The organism is Paraburkholderia sp. GAS199 (assembly GCF_050436585.1).
Lineage (GTDB): Bacteria > Pseudomonadota > Gammaproteobacteria > Burkholderiales > Burkholderiaceae > Paraburkholderia.
On the sequence record NZ_JBNDMM010000002.1, the window covers coordinates 768,819 to 786,690 of the forward strand.

At 63.7% G+C, this 17,872-nt stretch carries 13 protein-coding genes; 8 read left to right on the plus strand and 5 right to left on the minus strand.

Translation table 11 applies throughout. The features are described 5' to 3' along the window. Nucleotides 1-116 precede the first annotated feature (116 nt). The 7 genes from P3T18_RS09550 (at nt 117) to P3T18_RS09580 (ending at nt 9,519) form a co-directional block, all read left to right on the plus strand. Nucleotides 117-1,103 carry a LacI family DNA-binding transcriptional regulator gene (locus tag P3T18_RS09550; RefSeq protein WP_429299668.1) on the plus strand — a complete coding sequence of 329 codons (987 nt, stop codon included), beginning with the start codon at nt 117-119 and terminating at the stop codon, nt 1,101-1,103. Beyond that, nucleotides 1,100-2,380: an AGE family epimerase/isomerase gene (locus P3T18_RS09555; RefSeq protein WP_429299669.1), complete on the plus strand. Its 1,281-nt coding sequence runs from the start codon at nt 1,100-1,102 to the stop codon at nt 2,378-2,380. Before P3T18_RS09550 ends, P3T18_RS09555 begins: the two co-directional genes overlap by 4 nt. Nucleotides 2,381-2,385: 5 nt before the next feature. Next, nucleotides 2,386-3,303, plus strand: coding sequence for a carbohydrate kinase family protein (locus tag P3T18_RS09560; RefSeq protein ID WP_429299670.1), 918 nt, complete (start codon nt 2,386-2,388; stop codon nt 3,301-3,303). Nucleotides 3,304-4,062: 759 nt separating this feature from the next. Beyond that, nucleotides 4,063-4,290, plus strand: a complete 228-nt coding sequence (locus P3T18_RS09565) for a hypothetical protein (RefSeq protein ID WP_429299671.1) — start codon at nt 4,063-4,065, stop codon at nt 4,288-4,290. Nucleotides 4,291-4,359: 69 nt separating this feature from the next. Beyond that, complete coding sequence (locus P3T18_RS09570; RefSeq protein WP_429299672.1) at nt 4,360-4,605, plus strand: hypothetical protein; 246 nt, start codon at nt 4,360-4,362, stop codon at nt 4,603-4,605. A 106-nt stretch (nt 4,606-4,711) separates the two neighbouring features. Then, nucleotides 4,712-5,689: an ion channel gene (locus tag P3T18_RS09575; protein ID WP_429299673.1), complete on the plus strand. Its 978-nt coding sequence runs from the start codon at nt 4,712-4,714 to the stop codon at nt 5,687-5,689. A 242-nt stretch (nt 5,690-5,931) separates the two neighbouring features. Beyond that, nucleotides 5,932-9,519 carry an indolepyruvate ferredoxin oxidoreductase family protein gene (locus P3T18_RS09580; protein ID WP_429299674.1) on the plus strand — a complete coding sequence of 1,196 codons (3,588 nt, stop codon included), beginning with the start codon at nt 5,932-5,934 and terminating at the stop codon, nt 9,517-9,519. A gap of 111 nt (nt 9,520-9,630) precedes the next feature. Here P3T18_RS09580 and P3T18_RS09585 read toward each other — a convergent pair whose 3' ends face one another. Together P3T18_RS09585 and P3T18_RS09590 are read right to left on the minus strand one after the other, a co-directional pair. Further along, complete coding sequence (locus P3T18_RS09585) at nt 9,631-10,332, minus strand: copper homeostasis protein CutC (protein ID WP_429299675.1); 702 nt, start codon at nt 10,330-10,332, stop codon at nt 9,631-9,633. A 43-nt stretch (nt 10,333-10,375) separates the two neighbouring features. Next, nucleotides 10,376-11,656: a sensor domain-containing phosphodiesterase gene (locus P3T18_RS09590; RefSeq protein ID WP_429299676.1), complete on the minus strand. Its 1,281-nt coding sequence runs from the start codon at nt 11,654-11,656 to the stop codon at nt 10,376-10,378. 393 nt (nt 11,657-12,049) lie between these two features. On the opposite strand from P3T18_RS09590, the gene P3T18_RS09595 reads away from it, so the two are divergent. After that, a complete protein-coding gene (locus P3T18_RS09595; protein WP_429299677.1) occupies nt 12,050-13,705 on the plus strand; it encodes a Na+/H+ antiporter in 1,656 nt (551 codons plus the stop codon). Nucleotides 13,706-13,771: 66 nt separating this feature from the next. Here the strand turns inward: P3T18_RS09595 and P3T18_RS09600 are convergent, their stop codons facing one another. The 3 genes from P3T18_RS09600 to P3T18_RS09610 form a co-directional block, all read right to left on the minus strand. Further along, the gene (locus tag P3T18_RS09600) at nt 13,772-15,079 is read right to left on the minus strand and encodes a solute carrier family 23 protein (protein ID WP_429299678.1); all 1,308 of its coding nucleotides are present in this window, start codon (nt 15,077-15,079) and stop codon (nt 13,772-13,774) included. Nucleotides 15,080-15,227: 148 nt separating this feature from the next. Beyond that, nucleotides 15,228-16,787: a methyl-accepting chemotaxis protein gene (locus tag P3T18_RS09605; RefSeq protein WP_429299679.1), complete on the minus strand. Its 1,560-nt coding sequence runs from the start codon at nt 16,785-16,787 to the stop codon at nt 15,228-15,230. A 363-nt stretch (nt 16,788-17,150) separates the two neighbouring features. Further along, on the minus strand, nt 17,151-17,765 hold the full coding sequence (locus tag P3T18_RS09610) for a DUF2239 family protein (protein ID WP_429299680.1): 615 nt from the start codon (nt 17,763-17,765) through the stop codon (nt 17,151-17,153). Nucleotides 17,766-17,872 lie beyond the last annotated feature (107 nt).

The following is a 17,872-nucleotide window of genomic DNA, read 5'->3' on the forward strand; positions in this document are numbered from 1 at the left end:
TACGGGTATTTACGAAGACAACCCGTCGGTGCGTTGCGCGGTTTTCGGCGCGTTTTACTATACAATCGCCCGAACTCAAATAACGCGCGGCCGCGCTTTCGCGACCGCCTGATTCGATGGCCACAACCATCCGCGACGTTGCCCGCGCCGCCAGCGTGTCGATCGGCACCGTTTCACGCGCCCTGAAAAATCAGCCGGGCCTTTCCGAGGCCACCCGTGAGCGCGTCGTCGAGGCGGCGCGGCAGCTCGGCTACGACTCGGCGCAATTGCGCCCGCGCATCCGCCGGCTGACGTTCCTGCTGCATCGTCAGCACAACAACTTCGCGGTCAGCCCGTTCTTCTCGCACGTGCTGCACGGTGTGGAAGACGCCTGCCGCGAACGCGGCATCGTGCCTTCCGTGCTGACCGCCGGTCCCACCGAAGACGTGATCCAGCAGATGCGCGTGCACGCGCCCGACGCCATGGCGATCGCCGGTTTCGTCGAACCGGAAACGCTCGCCACGCTGGTCGCGATGCAACGCCCGCTCGTGCTGATCGACCTGTGGGCGCCCGGCTTGCGCTCGGTGAATCTCGACAACGCCATGGGCGCGACGCTCGCCATGCGTCATCTGTTCGACCAGGGACGCAAACGCGTCGCCTTCATCGGCGGATCGCTCGCGCACTTCAGCATCGCGCAGCGCGCGCTCGGCTACCGGCGCGCATTCTTCGAAGCGGGTCTACTGTTCGACCCGTCGCTCGAAGCGACCATCGACGCCGGGCTCGACCCCGACAGCGGCGCCGCGCTCGCGATGCACCGTCTGCTCGACGCACCCGGTCCGCGCCCCGACGCCGTATTTGCCTACAACGACGCCGCCGCGCTCGCCGCGCTGCGCGCGTGCCTCGCGCGCGGCCTGCGCGTGCCGCAAGACATCGCCATCATCGGCTTCGACGACATTCCCGCTGCCGCTCACGCCACGCCGCCGCTGTCGACCATCTCGGTCGACAAGGAGGCGCTCGGACGCCGCGGCGTCGAGTTGCTGCTCGAAGACGCTCCCGACGAACTCGAAGTCCGCTTGCCCGTCAACCTCATTGCCCGAGCCAGTACTCTGGTGACAACGCCATGACGCAAACCGATACGCTGCACACCGCCACTCACTCGACCAGCGCCCCCGTGCCGCCCGTCGAGAGTTATCGCAATCGCGACTTCCTGCTCGCTCACGTGCAGGACACGCTGCGCTTCTACGCGCCCCACGTGTTCGACCCGAGCGGCGGCTTCTTCCATTTCTTCCGCGACGACGGCTCGATCTACGACCGCACCACGCGCCATCTGGTGAGCAGTTGCCGCTACGTGTTCAACTACGCGATGGCCTATCGCCAGTTCGGCGATCCGCAACACCTGGAATACGCGCGCCACGGCCTGCGTTTTCTGCGTGAAGCGCATTGGGACGCGCAGCACGAAGGCTACGACTGGGAACTCGAATGGCGCGACGGCCATAAGCGCACGCTCGACGCCACGCGTCACTGCTACGGCCTCGCGTTCGTGCTGCTCGCGTATTCGCATGCCGCGATGGCGGGTATCGAAGAAGCCAAACCGATGATCGGCGCGACCTTCGAGTTGATGGAGCGCCGTTTCTGGGACCCGGCCGCCGGTCTTTACGCCGACGAAGCCACGCCCGAATGGACCGTGAGTTCGTATCGCGGGCAGAACGCGAACATGCACACCACCGAAGCACTGCTGGCCGCGCACGAGGCGACCGGGCATCTCGTTTATCTGGATCGCGCGGAACGGGTGGCGTCGAACATCACGCTGCGTCAGGCGAAGCTTTCGCAAGGACTCGTGTGGGAGCACTTTCACGCGGACTGGTCCGTGGACTGGCACTACAACGAGGAAGACAGCTCGAACATTTTCCGCCCGTGGGGTTTCCAGCCCGGCCATCAAACCGAGTGGGCGAAGCTGCTGCTGATCCTCGAACGGTTCCGTCCGCTGCCCTGGTTGCTGCCGCGCGCCATCGAACTCTTCGACGCCGCGATGACGCATGCGTGGGACGAAGATCACGGTGGTCTCTATTACGGCTTCGGCCCCGACGGCACCGTGTGCGATCACGACAAGTATTTCTGGGTGCAGGCCGAGACATTCGCGACGGCTGCGTTGCTCGGCAAGCGCACCGGCAACGAGCGCTTCTGGGACTGGTACGACGAAATCTGGCGTTATAGCTGGACGCATTTCGTCGATCACAAATACGGCGCGTGGTATCGCATCCTCACCTGCGACAACCGCAAATACAGCGACGAGAAAAGTCCGGCCGGCAAGACCGACTATCACACGATGGGCGCGTGTTACGAAGTGCTGGCGCATGCGTTGCCCGACGGCGCAGCGGCGACGTCCGAATCCGCGGAGTGAACGACATGACCCAGGCAAGCGCGAACCACGAATTTCCCGTTTTCATTTCCGCCGGCGACATCCTCACCGATCTCGTACGGACCGGCCCCGCGCAGTGGCTCTCGGTGCCGGGCGGCGCCGGCTGGAACGTGGCGCGCTGCGTAGCGCGCCTCGGTTTGCCGACCGCCTGCGCAGGCTCGCTGGGCGTCGACAATTTCTCCGACGACTTGTGGAACGCGAGCGTTGCCGCCGGTCTCGACATGCGCTTCATGCAGCGTGTGGAGCGTCCGCCGTTGCTGGCGATCGTTCACCAGACGCATCCGCCTGCGTACTTTTTCATGGGCGAAAACAGCGCCGACCTCGCATTCGATCCGTCACGCCTGCCGGCCGGCTGGGCCGGACAGGTGAAGTGGGCGCACTTCGGCTGCATCAGCCTCGTGCGTCAACCGCTCGGCGACACGCTCGCGGCGCTCGCCGCCGATCTGCGTTCGCGCGGCGTGAAGATCAGTTTCGATCCGAACTACCGGAATCTGATGGCGCAGGGTTACGAACCCATCCTGCGCAAGATGGCCGCGCTCGCGGACCTCATCAAGGTATCGGACGAAGATTTGCGCCTGCTGTTCAAGACCGACGACGAAGCCGCCGCCCTCGCCGAACTGCGCGCCATGAACCCGGCGGCAACCGTGCTGGTGACACGCGGCCCCGACACCGCCATGTTGATGGACGGCGCGATGGTGGTCGAAGCACGCCCACCGCGCGTGGAAGTGGTCGACACGGTTGGTGCGGGCGATGCGTCGATTGGCGGCCTGCTGTTCAGTTTGATGACGGCACCGCAGCGGGGATGGGGGGAGCATCTGCAGTTTGCGTTGGCCGCTGGCGCGGCGGCCTGTCGACATTCGGGGGGACATGCGCCTTCTTTGGATGAGGTGGTGGCTTTAATATAGATTTGGTTTTTTTGCCGTGCGGCAGGGTGCTTCTTTTTGTTTGCCTGCGGCGGTGGGGTTTCTTTGCGTTATTGGTTTATTAGTGTTGCCCCTGTGCGGGGCGGCACTTACTTTCTTTGTCCACCAAGCGGACTTCCTTCGGGGCGCCGCGGCAAAGAAAGTAAGCAAAGAAAGCCGCTCACACCGCTAACCCTAAGCGGGCATCTCTCATAACCACACGGAGTGGCAGCCGATAGGGCCGACCGTGGATCGTCATTTCTAGTGGTACAGCAGTCATCCGTTCCGGCGACGCTACGCGCGCCGGAGCGGTACTTCACCCAACCACTCACTTCGTTTTCCGTTAGCGGAGCCGTCGGCTTTGCCTCGGCGAAACGCTTAATGGAAACCTTCGGTTTCCCTTTATGTGCCCCTCGGCGCGCGAAGCGCCGCCGGAACTGATGACGGCCTTGTCACTCACGCGGAGTGCGCGACACGCCGGACGCTCCGGGGCCACCGCCGCCAAGAGCCGCCACCGATAACGAATAGCATTGGCGGTGTGAGCGGCTTTCTTTGCTTACCTTTCTTTGCCGCGGCAAAGAAAGTAAGTGCCGCCCCGCACAGGGGCAACACTAATAAACCACAAACATAAGAAACACAGCCGCCACAGGCAACCAACAAAACCAGCCCCCGGCAGGCAAAAACCTCATTCCACCCCATCGTGCTACGATAAAAACCACCCCCGCCCCCCGTCCGGGAAAAAAACCCAAGAGGAGCCTCACCATGGAAGACATCACCTACACCAAAGGTGTCTACACCGCGGTAGCGTCGATAAAACAGGTGCAGGCAGACTCGTGGCAAGGCACGGTGAAACTCTCCCGCGACGACGGCGACGCTTCCGATCAGGAAGCCAAAGCGTATGAAGTCGACGCTACATCGTCGACGCCCGAAGAAGCGCTGGAGGAAGCCAAAGCTCTCGCCCATCGCATCCTCGGGGCAATCGAACTCTAGCGTCACAGGCGCCGCGCCGGTCGCGCTACGCCAACCCTGCATCCTTGATCCAACCGGCTGGAGGCGATCATGGTCGAACAACTTTTCCTCTACGGCGTCTACTCGATTCACGTGCGCCCCATCGAACTCAACGGCGCGCGCTGGGACGCGGAATACGAAATCCGTCATCGGGAAAAAGCCGTGAAATCGTGGACGACGATCGGCGGCGACAGCGGTTACGCAGACGAAGCCGAAGCCGTCGCGGCAGCCCATCAGCAGGCCGTCGACGACATCGAACACGGCGCCGGCATTCCTAAGCCACGCGCATTTCCGTAAGCCCGACACGGTGCTTGCGCGGCGTATCAGATACACCGTCGCGTGACGGACGAAACGCCAGAGCTGCGTGCTAATCTTTGCGCGTTTTCACTTCCCCGAGCACACGATGGCATCCGAACCGTCAGATCGCATTCCCGGCATCGGCGACGCCGACACCGGCGCGCAGACACGTCGCGCGCGCGGCAGCCGCGAACTGCGTCTGGACGATCGCGTAGTCATCACGCACGGCATGCCGACGCCGCTCTGGCAAGACTTCTACCATCGCGCACTGGTGGTGCGCTGGCCGACGTTCTTCGTGTCGCTCGCGGTGCTGTTCCTGCTGCTCAACACCGCGTTCGCCTCGCTTTACATGCTCGGCGGCGCATCGATCGCCAACCAGTTTCCGAAGGGTTTCGGCGGCGCATTCTTCTTCAGCGTGGAGACGCTCGCCACCGTCGGCTACGGCGACATGCATCCGCAAACGGTCTACGCGCACTGGATCGCCACGCTGGAGATTTTTGTCGGCATGTCGAGCATCGCCTTGGCCACCGGACTCATCTTCGCGCGCTTTTCGCGGCCGCACGCCAAGATCATGTTCGCGCGCTACGCCGTAGTGCGGCCGCTCGAAGGCCGCATGACGCTGATGGTGCGCGCCGCCAACGCGCGCCAGAACGTGATCGCCGAAGCGCGCGCGCGTCTGCGCATCATGCGTCAGGAAACGACAGTGGAAGGCTTCACGCTGCGCAAGCTCTACGACCTGACGCTCGTGCGCGAACAACATCCCGTCTTCAAGCTCGGCTGGATTCTGATGCACGTGATCGACGAAAGCAGCCCGCTGTTCGGCGAGACGGCCGAAACGCTCAAGGCGGTCGACACCATGCTGCTGCTCACGCTCGAAGGCGTCGACGAGTCGACTTCGCAGAACATGCAGGCGCGCTACATGTGGAGTTGCGACATGATCCGCTGGCAGCATCGTTTCGCCGACATCATGACGGACGTCGACGGCGTGAGCCACATCGACTACTCGCACTTCGACGAAATCGTGCCGCTCGACTCCGCGCCCGTCGTGCCGCTCACACCGGTCCACAAAGCCAGCGGCGCCTGACATTTCAGAGGCGTTGCGCGCGGGCGGTTTCGCACCAGGGCTTACCCGAATGCGCCGCGCGCGTGGTAGATCCATCTCAAAACTTCATTAAAACGTGCGGGCCGTCGCGCCATTTCGTCTTCCCTCGGATCAAGTAGAAAAAATTCACTCTAATCGGCGCTAAAAAATAGAGTCTCTTTCGCTGCGTCACCTCTGTGGTCCCCACCCACGGCGCGCGAATGCAAAACAACGGAGACTCACCCATGACCGCTCGCCTGCCCATCGACGGCACGCCCGCTCTCGCCGACTACAAGCTGTCCGATAACCTCACCGCCACGCGCGGCCGCATCTTCCTGACCGGCACGCAGGCCCTGGTGCGACTCGCGCTGATGCAACGCGCGCTGGATCGGGCGCACGGCCTGAATACCGCCGGCTTCATCAGCGGCTATCGCGGCTCGCCGCTGGGCATGGTCGACCAGCAGTTGTGGAAAGCGAAAAAACTGCTCAGCGCGAGTGAAATCCGCTTCTTGCCCGCCATCAACGAAGAGTTGGGCGGCACGGCGGTCCTCGGCACGCAACGGGTGGAATCGGACCCGGAACGCACCGTCGAAGGCGTCTTCGCGATGTGGTACGGCAAGGGTCCGGGCGTGGATCGCGCCGGCGACGCGCTCAAGCACGGCAACGCCTACGGTTCCTCGCCGCACGGCGGTGTGCTCGTGGTGGCGGGCGACGATCACGGCTGCGTGTCGTCGTCGATGCCGCATCAAAGCGACTTCGCGATGATGGCGTGGCACATGCCCGTGGTGAATCCGTCGAATATCGCGGACATGCTCGAATTCGGGCTGTACGGCTGGGCGCTGTCGCGGTTCTCCGGCGCGTGGGTCGGCTACAAGGCGATTTCGGAAACGGTCGAGTCGGGCACCACGGTCGATCTCGACGCGCTGCAAACCGAATGGGCCGTACCGCAAGATTTCGAGTCGCCCGCGGGCGGCCTGCACAATCGCTGGCCGGATCTGCCGAGCCTGACGATCGAGTCGCGCATGCATGCCAAGCTCGACGCGGTCCGTCACTTTGCACGCACCAACAGCATCGACAAATGGATTGCGCCGAGTCCGCATGCCAACGTGGGCATCGTGACCTGCGGCAAGGCGCATCTGGATCTGATGGAAACCTTGCGCCGGCTCGATCTGACCGTGGCCGATCTCGAAGCGGCCGGCGTGCGGATCTACAAGGTCGGCTTGTCGTTCCCGCTCGAAATGACACGCATCGACGCTTTCGTCTCCGGTCTGTCCGAAGTGCTGGTGATCGAAGAAAAAGGCCCGGTGATCGAGCAACAGATCAAGGACTACCTCTACAACCGCACGCAGGGCACGCGTCCCATCGTGATCGGCAAGCATGCCGAAGACGGCACGCTGCTGCTGTCGTCGCTCGGCGAATTGCGGCCTTCGCGCATCCTGCCGGTGTTTGCAAACTGGCTCGCCAGGCACAAGCCCGCGCTCGACCGCCGCGAACGCGTGGTCGATCTGGTCGCGCCGCAAATTCTCTCGAACGCCGCGGACAGCGTGAAGCGCACGCCTTATTTCTGCTCGGGCTGTCCGCACAATACGTCCACCAAAGTGCCGGACGGTTCGATCGCGCATGCAGGCATCGGCTGTCACTTCATGGCCTCGTGGATGGAGCGCGACACCACCGGTCTGATCCAGATGGGCGGCGAAGGCGTGGACTGGGCGTCGCATTCGATGTTCACGAAAACGCGTCACGTCTTCCAGAATCTCGGCGACGGCACCTATTTCCACTCCGGCATCCTCGCCATCCGTCAGGCCGTCGCGGCAAAAGCGACGATCACTTACAAGATTCTCTACAACGACGCCGTCGCCATGACGGGCGGTCAGCCGGTGGACGGCAGCATTTCCGTGCCGCAGATCGCGCGTCAGGTGGAAGCCGAAGGCGTATCGCGCTTCGTCGTAGTGAGCGACGAACCCGAGAAATACGACGGCCATCACGACCTGTTCCCGAAAGGCACGACGTTCCACCATCGCAGCGAAATGGACACGGTGCAGCGCGAATTGCGCGACACCGACGGCGTGACCGTGCTGATCTACGACCAGACCTGTGCAGCCGAGAAGCGCCGTCGCCGGAAAAAAGGCGAGTTTCCCGATCCGGACAAGCGTCTGTTCATCAACGAAGAAGTGTGCGAAGGCTGCGGCGATTGCGGCGTGCAATCGAACTGCCTCTCGGTCGAACCAGTGGAAACCGCGCTGGGGCGCAAGCGCCGCATCGATCAGTCATCGTGCAATAAAGACTACTCATGCGTGAACGGCTTCTGCCCGAGCTTCGTGACGGTGGAAGGCGGCAAGCTGAAGAAAGCGGCCGGCGCCGCCTTCGATCCGGCCGCGCTGGCCGCTCGCGTGCAAGCCCTGCCGGTTCCCGCCACGCATCTCGACGCCGCGCCGTTCGACATTCTGGTGACCGGCGTAGGCGGCACGGGTGTCGTCACGGTGGGCGCGCTGATCAGCATGGCGGCGCACCTGGAAGGCAAGAGCGCGTCGGTGCTCGACTTCATGGGCTTCGCGCAGAAGGGCGGCTCGGTGCTGTCGTTCGTGCGTTTCGCCGCGAGCGACGAGTGGCTCAATCAGGTGCGTATCGACACGCAACAGGCCGACGTGCTGCTCGCCTGCGACATGGTGGTGGGCGCCAGTGCCGATGCGTTGCAAACGGTGCGTCATGGCCGCACGCGCATCGTCGTCAATACGCACGCTATTCCGAACGCCAGCTTCGTGACGAATCCGGATGCCACGCTGCACGCCGACGCGCTGATCGACAAGATGCGTCACGCAGCAGGCGAAGAGCGCATGTCGACCTGCGACGCGCAGGCGCTCGCCACGCGCTTTCTCGGCGACACCATCGGCGCGAACATTCTGATGCTCGGCTACGCGTGGCAACTCGGCCTCGTGCCGGTGTCGTTCGGTGCAATGATGCGCGCCATCGAACTGAACAACGTCGCCGTGCAGATGAATCAGCTGGCGTTCTCGATCGGCCGTCTGGCCGCCGAAGATCCGGCCGCGCTCGAATCGCTGTGGCAAACGCGTCATCTGGCGAAGCAGGCCGTGCGCGTCGATACGCTTGACGAACTGATCGCGCATCGCGAAGCTCGTCTGCAAACCTACGGTGGCGCAAGCTACGTGAAGCGGTATCGCGCGCTGGTGGACGCGGCTCGCCGCGCGGAGAGCGCCGTCGACGCGAACAGCGAACGCCTGACGCGCGCCGTGGCGACGACGTTCTATCGCCTGCTCGCCGTCAAGGACGAGTATGAAGTGGCACGTCTGCATACGGACAAGGCTTTCCGCGACGCACTCGAAGCGCAGTTCGAAGGCGTGGCCGGCAAGGACTTCGGCATCAAGTTCAACCTCGCGCCGCCGACGCTCACGCGCGCTCAAGCGGGCGTGAACCCGACCAAGAAGACCTTCGGCCAGTGGATGTGGCCGGTGCTGGGCGTGATGGCGAAATTCAGCAGCCTGCGCGGCACGATGCTCGATCCGTTCGGCCGGACGCTCGAACGAAAAATGGAGCGCAGTCTCGCGGACGACTACGAACTCACGCTGCAACGCGCGTTTGGCAAGCTCGATCCGGGCACGCTCGAAGACGTCGCTAAGCTCGCCGATCTGCATGCGCGTGTGCGCGGCTACGGTCACGTGAAACTGGCGAATCTGGCCGGCGTGAAGCGCGGCGAACGCGATCTCGCAGCACGCCTGCAGATCGAAGCCGCGACGAGCGAAGCGGTGAAGAAGTCGCTGGAAGAGATGAAGGGCGCAGGACAGTTGCGCGGCATTCCGGTGGTGGTCGCGAAGTGACGTTGAAGTGAAGCCGATTGCCGGGTGAAGCTGTTTTCACCACGTCGATGAAAAAAGCCGCTTCGGGTGTGTTGCCCGAAGCGGCTTTTTAATGCGCCATGCCGCGAACGCTCAGTGCTCGCTCTGGCCCAGCAACGCTCTCACTTTGGCTACCTTGTTCGCGTCGACCGGTGCGAGGCCGTTGCCGTCCACACGCACGCCCGAACCGAAGTGGACCGCGCGAACCTGCGTCGCATTCACGAAGCCGGCCAGCGCATCGACCGTCAGCCCCGCGCCCGCGAGCACGGTGCAATGCGATCCGGACACGTGCCGCACCCATTCTCCAATCTCCGCTTGCGCCTGCAATACCGACGGTTTGCCGCCGGAAGTCAGCACGCTGGTTATTGCGGGGAAAGCCAGCAGAACGTCGAGCGCCTTGCGCTGATCGCGCACTTCGTCGAAGGCGCGATGGAAGGTGATGGCGAGTCCGTCGGCGGCGTCGATGGCATGCGAGAGACCTTCACGGTCGATCTCACCGTGGTCGTCCAGCATGCCGATCACGATGCCGTTCGCACCCGCCGCCTTGACGGCGCGCACGTCGCGCAGCATCACGGCGTAGTCGTCGGCGTCGTAGACAAACGAGCGGCTGTGCGGCCGCACGATCACGTTGACGGGAATCGGCACGGCGGCCACCACTGCTTCGATCAGACCGAGGCTGGGCGTGAGGCCGCCCTCGCCCATCGCGGTGACGAGTTCGAGACGGTCCGCGCCGGCTTGCGCGGCAACGCGCGCGTCGGCGACGGTGGTGGCAATGACTTCGAGCAGTACGGGCATGGCGGTGCTGAGTGTCGTCTAAAACGACATCATCGCAGAACCGTCACGCGTCCTCACGTTCCTCGAACCAGTCGATATCGCCGCACAGCACACAGGTCTGCTCGCCGACGCGCGTCGCCACCGAAAGCGTCACGCACGGCAACGCCTCGTTGATCGACAGATACGGCCGCGTCACGTGCACGCGTTCCGGCGCACTGATCGCCGCACGGAAATACGGACGACGCAGCCAGTTGGCGCCCTGTGCATCCGCCAGCGGCAGAAAGCGCGTTTCGTGCGCCGCGCGGTCGGCGCGCAGCACGACGTTGCGGCCGGCCTGCTTACCCTTTGCGTCGAGCAGAAAGCAACGCGCGGCATGATCGAGCGCGAGAAAATTCCAGCACACTTCCTCAAGCGGTTCGCCGGCGGTGAGACGCTCGGCCGCGCGCTCGAAGGCGCGCAGATAAGGCGCGAGCCGGGCCGTGTTGCGGCGTTCGCGCGCTTCGGCCTGGTCACGGTAACGGTCGGTGAGTTCGCCGATGCATGCGCTCGCGTGTGCGGCGTCGGCCGCGCCGGGGTTCGGTCGGCCGAAGAAAAAACCCTGCACGAAGTCGGCGTCGCAAGCGAGCGCCATTTGCGCCTCGTGTTCGGTTTCGACGCCTTCGATCAGCACCAGCTTGCCGGCTTCGTGCAACAACGACACGAGGCCCGGCAGAATCGTCGCCATGTCGGCGCGATGCGCGGCATGCGAAAGCATGATGCGGTCGAGCTTCACGATGTCGGGGTTCAGCTGCCAGATACGCTCGACGTTCGAATGGCCGGCGCCGAAATCGTCGAGCGCGATCAGGAAGCCGCGCTCGCGGAACTGCTTCACGGCTTCGGCCAGACGTTCGAGATCTTCGGCACGATGTTCGAGCACTTCCAGCACGATGCGCCGCGGCGGCAGATCGAGACGCCGCAGCGTCGCCAGCAGGGCGGCGGACAGATACGGATCGGTGAGCGCGCCGGGATGAATGTTCAGGAACAGCCACTCGCGCTCGGCTCCGAGCACCTTGAAGTTTTCCAGATGCAGCGTCTGCGCGAGCCGGTCGAGTTGCAGCACGTCGCCGATGCGGGCGGCTTCGCCGAACACGTCGAGTGGAGACACGGGGCGATCGAGCGCGTCATGCGCGCGCAGCAGCCCTTCGTAGCCGACCGCACGCATGTGCGACAAGCTGAAGATCGGTTGGAACACGCTGGTCAGCGTCAACTCGCCGTGTTGCACCGAAAAACGTTCGAGCCCCGACGTCACCTCGACATCGAAACCATGCGGCGGCGCGGCCGCCCTTTCCTGTTGCGCAATCGTCATGCAATCCTCTCACGCGAGAGTCGGGCCGGTCCGAACGCGGAAGCGAACAACCTCGGCGCCGTCTCTCAAAATGTGCGTCATCCCCTTCCCTTAAGCAAGCTCCATGCGCACGCTGGCGCACATTCGAATGAACTTTGCATGTCCTATTGCACCGACGAAAGGGTCAATGCGCCGCGCGTGGGCGCATCACGCACCGTCGCGGTGCATGGACGCGCGGCCGCCCGATTCTCTTCACGACGCGGACACTGCCCGTTTGGTGAAGCCGCTTGCCGGTGCTGGGCTAAACTTTGCCCTCGTGCCTGTCCCGGCGCCCGACCAGAACCCTGCGTCATCGGACACGATGAACCCGACTGCGACCACAAATCGCGCCGCTATATCCGCACAAATAGATCGATGGAAATTGTCTTTACCGTACTGATTCTGCTGCTTGCCGTTGCCGCGTCCGGCATCCTCACCCGCTCGCTGCGCTTCGCTTTACCCTTGCCGCTCGTGCAGATCGCGATCGGCGCGCTGCTCGCATGGCCGGCGCTCGGCATGCACGTCAGCTTCGATCCGGAAATCTTCATGATGCTGTTCATTCCGCCGCTGCTGTTCGCGGACGGCTGGCGCATCCCGAAGCGTGAACTGTTCATGGCGCGCCGCGCAGTGCTGATGCTTGCACTCGGGCTAGTCTTCATGACGGTGCTGGTGGTCGGCTATTTCGTGCACGCGTTGGTGCCGTCGATTTCGCTGCCAGTGGCGTTCGCACTCGCCGCGGTTCTCTCGCCGACCGACGCGGTGGCGTTGAGCGGCATTGTCGGCAAAGGCAAGATTCCCTCGCGTCTGATGCATATTCTGGAAGGCGAAGCGTTGATGAACGACGCCTCCGGTCTGGTCGCGCTCAAGTTCGCCATTGCCGCCGCGCTTACCGGCGTGTTCTCCATCCGCGAGGCGTCGATCAGCTTCGTGATTATCGCGGCCGGCGGTCTGGCGACCGGCGCGGCGGTGAGCTGGCTGTTCAGCTTCGTTTCCGCGCACTTTTTCAGCCTCACGGAAGAAGGCGATCCCGCGCCCGGCGTCGTGATGACGTTGCTGATTCCGTTCGCCGCGTATCTGATCGCGGAGCGCTTCGAAGTGTCGGGCATTCTGTCGGCCGTCGCCGCGGGCATGATGATGAATTACGCCAGCGTCGCGCATTCGGGTTCGGTCGCGTCGCGAGTACGGGCCGGCAGCACGTGGACGATGATCGAGTTCGTCTTCAACGGCATGGTGTTCATTCTGCTGGGCCTGCAGTTTCCCCATACCATCGGACGCGCGCTGCTCGACGCGCACGAAACCAGCGACGCGCTGGTGTGGCGGCTGATCGGCTATATCGTCGCGGTGGCGGCGGCGCTGTATGCCATGCGTTTCGTGTGGGTCTGGCTGTTGCGCTGGTTCGCCAGCCGCTCGGCGGCCCGGCATGGCGTGGCGAATGCCGTACCCGGCTTGCGCACCGTGACGGTCACCACAGTGGCCGGCGTGCGCGGCGCGGTGACGCTGGCCGGTGTGCTGTCCCTGCCCGAACTGCTGCCGGGCGGCGCGCCGTTGCCCGGCCGCGATCTCGCGATCTTCATCGCGTCTGGCGTGATTCTGCTTTCGCTGCTGGTCGCGGTGGTTGCGTTGCCGTTATTGCTGCGCGGCTGGCGACGCAGCAAAGACCCGCACGCCGCTGAAGAAACCATGGCGCGCACGATGGCCGCGCAAGCCGCGATTCGCGCCATCGACGAAGTACACGATGAGAAATGCTCGGATCTGGATGAGTCGGAGTCCGCGTATGCGGCCGACGTGACAGCGCGAGTGATGGACCTGTATCGGCGGCGGCTCGCTACGCTCGACGAAGAGCAGGAGCCGCGCGAGTTGGCACGTCGCGCCGACGCACTCGAATTCCAGATGAAGCTGGCGGCGATGCGCGCCGAGCGCACCACCCTGCTCGCACTGCGCAACAGTCACGCGATCAACGACGAAACGCTGAACAAGCTGATGCGCGAAGTGGATCTACTGGAAACGGCGCTGACTGCGCACCGCAAATAAATGCTTTGACGCCGGACGGTCGACCCCGCCACCGCCCGGCAAGCGCTCAGATCAGCAAGCGACGAATCAGGCCACCGGACCTTGTGCCGGCTTGCGTCGCAGAAGCGCGTAGAGAATGATTGCGCCGAACGTCGCGGTGCCGATGCCGCCGAGACCGAAGCCGCCCAGTTTCAATGAGAAGTCGCCGGCACCCAGCACGAGCGTGACGGCCGCGACGATCAGATTGCGGTTGTCGGAGAAATCGACCTTGTTCACCACCCAGATGCGTGCGCCGGTCACGGCAATCAGACCGAACACGACGATCGACACGCCACCCAGCACCGGGCCCGGAATGGTCTGGATCACCGCGCCGAACTTCGGCGAAAAACCCAGCACCAGCGCGATCACCGCGGCAATCACGAAGACCAGCGTCGAATAGATCTTGGTGACGGCCATCACGCCGATGTTCTCGGCGTAGGTGGTGACGCCCGTGCCGCCGGCGAAACCGGAGACGATCGTTGCGAGTCCGTCGCCGAGGAAAGCGCGGCCGACGTAACGGTCCAGATTCTGGCCGGTCATCGCACTGACGGCCTTGATGTGTCCGAGGTTTTCCGCCACCAGAATCACGGCGATCGGTGCGAGCAGCGTCATGGCTTGCACGTTGAAAACCGGCGCCGTGAAGTGCGGCAGACCGAACCATGCGGCGTTGGCGACGATCGAAAAATCGATCGGCTTGCCCATGCCCAGACCGTTCGTCACGATTGCGTAGATCACGTACGCCATCAGCAGACCCACGAGAATCAGCAGGCGCTGCAGCATGCCGCGGGCAAACACCGCCACTGCACCGACGCACAGCACCGTGACCAGCGCCATCCACGAATCGAAATTGCTGCCGCTCACGCCGTGCACGGCGATCGGCGCGAGGTTCAGCCCGATCACGCAGACGATCGCGCCCGTCACCACCGGCGGCATCAAGGTTTCGATCCAGCGCGTGCCGACCGCCGACACGATCAGGCCAATGATCGCGTACACCACCCCGCACGCGATGATTCCGCCCAGCGCGACCGGAATGTTCATGTTCGGACCGTGACCGCCGTAACCCGTCACCGCGATCACGAGGCCGATGAACGCGAAGCTGGAGCCGAGATAACTCGGCACGCGGCCGCCCACCAGCACGAAGAACAACAACGTGCCGATGCCCGACATGAAGATGCACAGGTTCGGATCGAAGCCCATCAGAAGCGGCGCGAGCACGGTCGAACCGAACATGGCGACGACGTGCTGAACGCCCATCGCGATCATCTGTGGCCAGGCGAGGCGCTCGTCGGTGCCGACGATGCGCCCCTCGGCAGCGGCTGGCTGGACGCGCCAGCGGGGGAAGTGGGAATCGGCCATGGCGGGGGTTCTCCTCTATCGGCGTTTTAATGGACGGCGCGTGAACGGCGCCGTCTGCGAATTACGCGCGAGTGTACGGAGTGCCATTAGCCCTGGCAAGCACGCGGCGCAGCATGCACACCGGCATTATCGGCGGATGCTGCCTGCTTCAGCGCGCTTCGAGCGAAAACACCGTCACCGCCGACTGCAACTGCCTCGCCTGGTCGGCCATCGAGGCCGCCGCGGCCGCGGCCTGCTCGACCAGCGCCGCATTCTGCTGGGTGACGTCGTCCATTTGCGCGACGGCGCGATTCACTTCTTCGATACCGGTGCTCTGTTCCTGCGACGCCGACGAAATCTCGCCCATGATGTCCGTCACGCGTTTGACCGCGTGCGTGACTTCCGCCATGGTCTGGCCGGCACGCTCGGCGAGTTCGGCGCCGCTGCCCACGCGCGCGGTCGAGTTCTCGATCAGTTCCTTGATCTCTTTCGCGGATATCGCGCTGCGCTGCGCAAGCGAACGCACTTCGCCCGCCACCACCGCGAAGCCGCGCCCCTGCTCGCCGGCGCGCGCCGCTTCCACGGCGGCATTCAACGCGAGAATGTTGGTCTGGAACGCGATGCCCTCGATCACCGCGATGATGTCGGTCATGCGCTTCGACCCCGCGGCCAGCTCGCGCATCGTTTCCACGACATCGCTTACCAACGTGCTGCCGCGCTCGGCGATCTCCGATGCGCCATGCGCCACGCCGCCCGCCTGCTGCGCATTCTCGGCGTTCATCTTCACCGTGGATGTCAGCTCCTGCATGCTCGACGCAGTCTGCTGCAATGCGGCGGCCTGCTCCTCGGTACGCTGCGACAGATCCGTATTGCCCTGTGCGATCTCGCCCGACGCCATCAGAATCGATTCGCTCGATTCGCTGATGCCCGAGACGATGCCCGCAAGCCGCTCGCGCATATTGCGCAAGGCGAACAGCAGGCTGCCGGTGTCGCCGGCGCGAATCTCGACACGCACGCCCAGGTCGCCACCCGCGATGCGATTGGCGATCTGCATGGCGTAGTCCGGCTCGCCGCCCAGTTGACGCGAAAGACGCCGCGCGATCACGGTGGCGAGCAACATGCCCGCCGCGATGGCGCCGAGCACCAGAACCAGCATGCTGACGCGCATGTGTTCGTAATTGACGGTGGCGCGGTGCTGCGCGTCGTTGGCTTGCTGACGCCGATAATCGATCAGCGCCGTGATGCGATCGCGCAATGCCTCGCTCGAAGCAATCGCGCGGTGCACGAGTTCGTTGTTGTCGACGCCCGCTGGAATCGGTTCGAGTCCGATCTGCTGATGCACGATGCCTTCCCACACCGCCGACTTGCGCAGCACGTCGTCGAACAATTCCTGACCCTTGCTGGTGGCGATGGTGGCGCGATACTGGTCGTACGCACCGTGCATGTCTTTCAGCGAGTCGACGATGCTCTCTTTCAGTTTCTGACGGCCCGCGTCGTCGGCTGCGTAGCCGAGATTCGCGGCGGCGAGGTCGGAATCGATCTTGTGACGATTCGCTTCTTCCATCCAGTAGAGACCGTTCATGTGACGCACCGCGATTTCGTCGGTGATGTCATGCATGGACGACAGCGTCGTGAGCGAAGTCCCACCGATCACCACGCAAAACCCGATCACGACGGCAAATGCCAACAGCAACTTCCTGAATACGGTCATGCGATCGAACCACTTCATTTCACCATCCTTCACAAGTCCACGAGAGACGCTCTCGCCACTGCGCTGTCGCGAAACATTTCGCGATCCTTCGAATTCGCAGCGACGCTCCCCCTTCTTTTACGGCTGCCGTCAGGTGGACTTGATGCGCCCAATGCCGGGCATAACCGGGACAGGATGATGTAAGCAATGCTTAGCGGCTGCTCGATCGTCACGATTGGGATTCGTCTGATGGAAGATCGGCGGCCTCGCACCTAAGCTTTCTTTTGCTACGTTTTTCCCCGAAACGTAGCGAAGTTGTTGACGTGTGATGTTGTTGTAACTCTCCGACTTTCCGCTCACGCTCCCTGGCGTGAGCGGTTTTTTTTTGCCCGTCGCATTTGCTTACGAACGTGCGCCGAAAACATCGGCGGCCAGCTTCAGCGTGTGATCGCGCACATCGTCGGGCCAGCGCTTGACGATTGCGTCGAAGCGCGACGCGTCGTGGGCATACAAAGCTCGCGTCGCCTCTTCATACTCCGGCAGGTTGCCCGCCAGCGCGGTCATGAACCGATACACCGATTCCTGCGCCGCGCGCTGGCGATCTTTGTCCTCGCTGCCGGCCCGCGCAGCGTCCACCAGCTTGCGCAACGCCACCGACGCACCGCCCGTCTGCGCATTCAGCCAGTCCCAATGACGCGGCAACAAAGTCACTTCTCTCGCGACCACGCCAAGCCTGGGCCGCCCGCGTCCTCGCGGCGCGTCGTCTTCGGTGGGTGCATCGGCCGGCGTGGTTGGCGCGGCGGTCTCGTTGGCTGAAAGACGCGCGAGGATCTGTTCCGGTGTGCCGCGCAAGTCGAATTCGATCGGCTGACTGGTCGTGTCGTCGAAGATCAGCACGGGCGCCTGTTCGCCGCGCGTCAGCACGTCATGGACGGCGAGCGCGACGTCGGCCGCGGCGCCCGAGGCAATCCGGCGGTGTCCCTCGAAGGCAATGCAAGTGGTGGCGTGGTTCGTCACGACAAACTCCAGAAGAAGAATTTGTCGAATTATATCCGGGTATAAATAAGGTGCAACTTATTACCCGGGTTAAATTGGTCTGCGTTGCGGGGCAACGACACGGTCCG

What these genes read in the sequence shown, in the direction of transcription:
- P3T18_RS09555 (WP_429299669.1), top strand. Translation starts at nt 1,100, where the DNA reads ATGACGCAAACCGATACGCTGCACACCGCCACTCACTCGACCAGCGCC.
- P3T18_RS09570 (WP_429299672.1), top strand. Translation starts at nt 4,360, where the DNA reads ATGGTCGAACAACTTTTCCTCTACGGCGTCTACTCGATTCACGTGCGC.
- P3T18_RS09600 (WP_429299678.1), bottom strand. Translation starts at nt 15,079, where the DNA reads ATGGCCGATTCCCACTTCCCCCGCTGGCGCGTCCAGCCAGCCGCTGCC.
- P3T18_RS09605 (WP_429299679.1), bottom strand. Translation starts at nt 16,787, where the DNA reads ATGAAGTGGTTCGATCGCATGACCGTATTCAGGAAGTTGCTGTTGGCA.
- P3T18_RS09585 (WP_429299675.1), bottom strand. Translation starts at nt 10,332, where the DNA reads ATGCCCGTACTGCTCGAAGTCATTGCCACCACCGTCGCCGACGCGCGC.
- P3T18_RS09580 (WP_429299674.1), top strand. Translation starts at nt 5,932, where the DNA reads ATGACCGCTCGCCTGCCCATCGACGGCACGCCCGCTCTCGCCGACTAC.
- P3T18_RS09560 (WP_429299670.1), top strand. Translation starts at nt 2,386, where the DNA reads ATGACCCAGGCAAGCGCGAACCACGAATTTCCCGTTTTCATTTCCGCC.
- P3T18_RS09590 (WP_429299676.1), bottom strand. Translation starts at nt 11,656, where the DNA reads ATGACGATTGCGCAACAGGAAAGGGCGGCCGCGCCGCCGCATGGTTTC.
- P3T18_RS09565 (WP_429299671.1), top strand. Translation starts at nt 4,063, where the DNA reads ATGGAAGACATCACCTACACCAAAGGTGTCTACACCGCGGTAGCGTCG.
- P3T18_RS09595 (WP_429299677.1), top strand. Translation starts at nt 12,050, where the DNA reads ATGGAAATTGTCTTTACCGTACTGATTCTGCTGCTTGCCGTTGCCGCG.
- P3T18_RS09575 (WP_429299673.1), top strand. Translation starts at nt 4,712, where the DNA reads ATGGCATCCGAACCGTCAGATCGCATTCCCGGCATCGGCGACGCCGAC.
- P3T18_RS09550 (WP_429299668.1), top strand. Translation starts at nt 117, where the DNA reads ATGGCCACAACCATCCGCGACGTTGCCCGCGCCGCCAGCGTGTCGATC.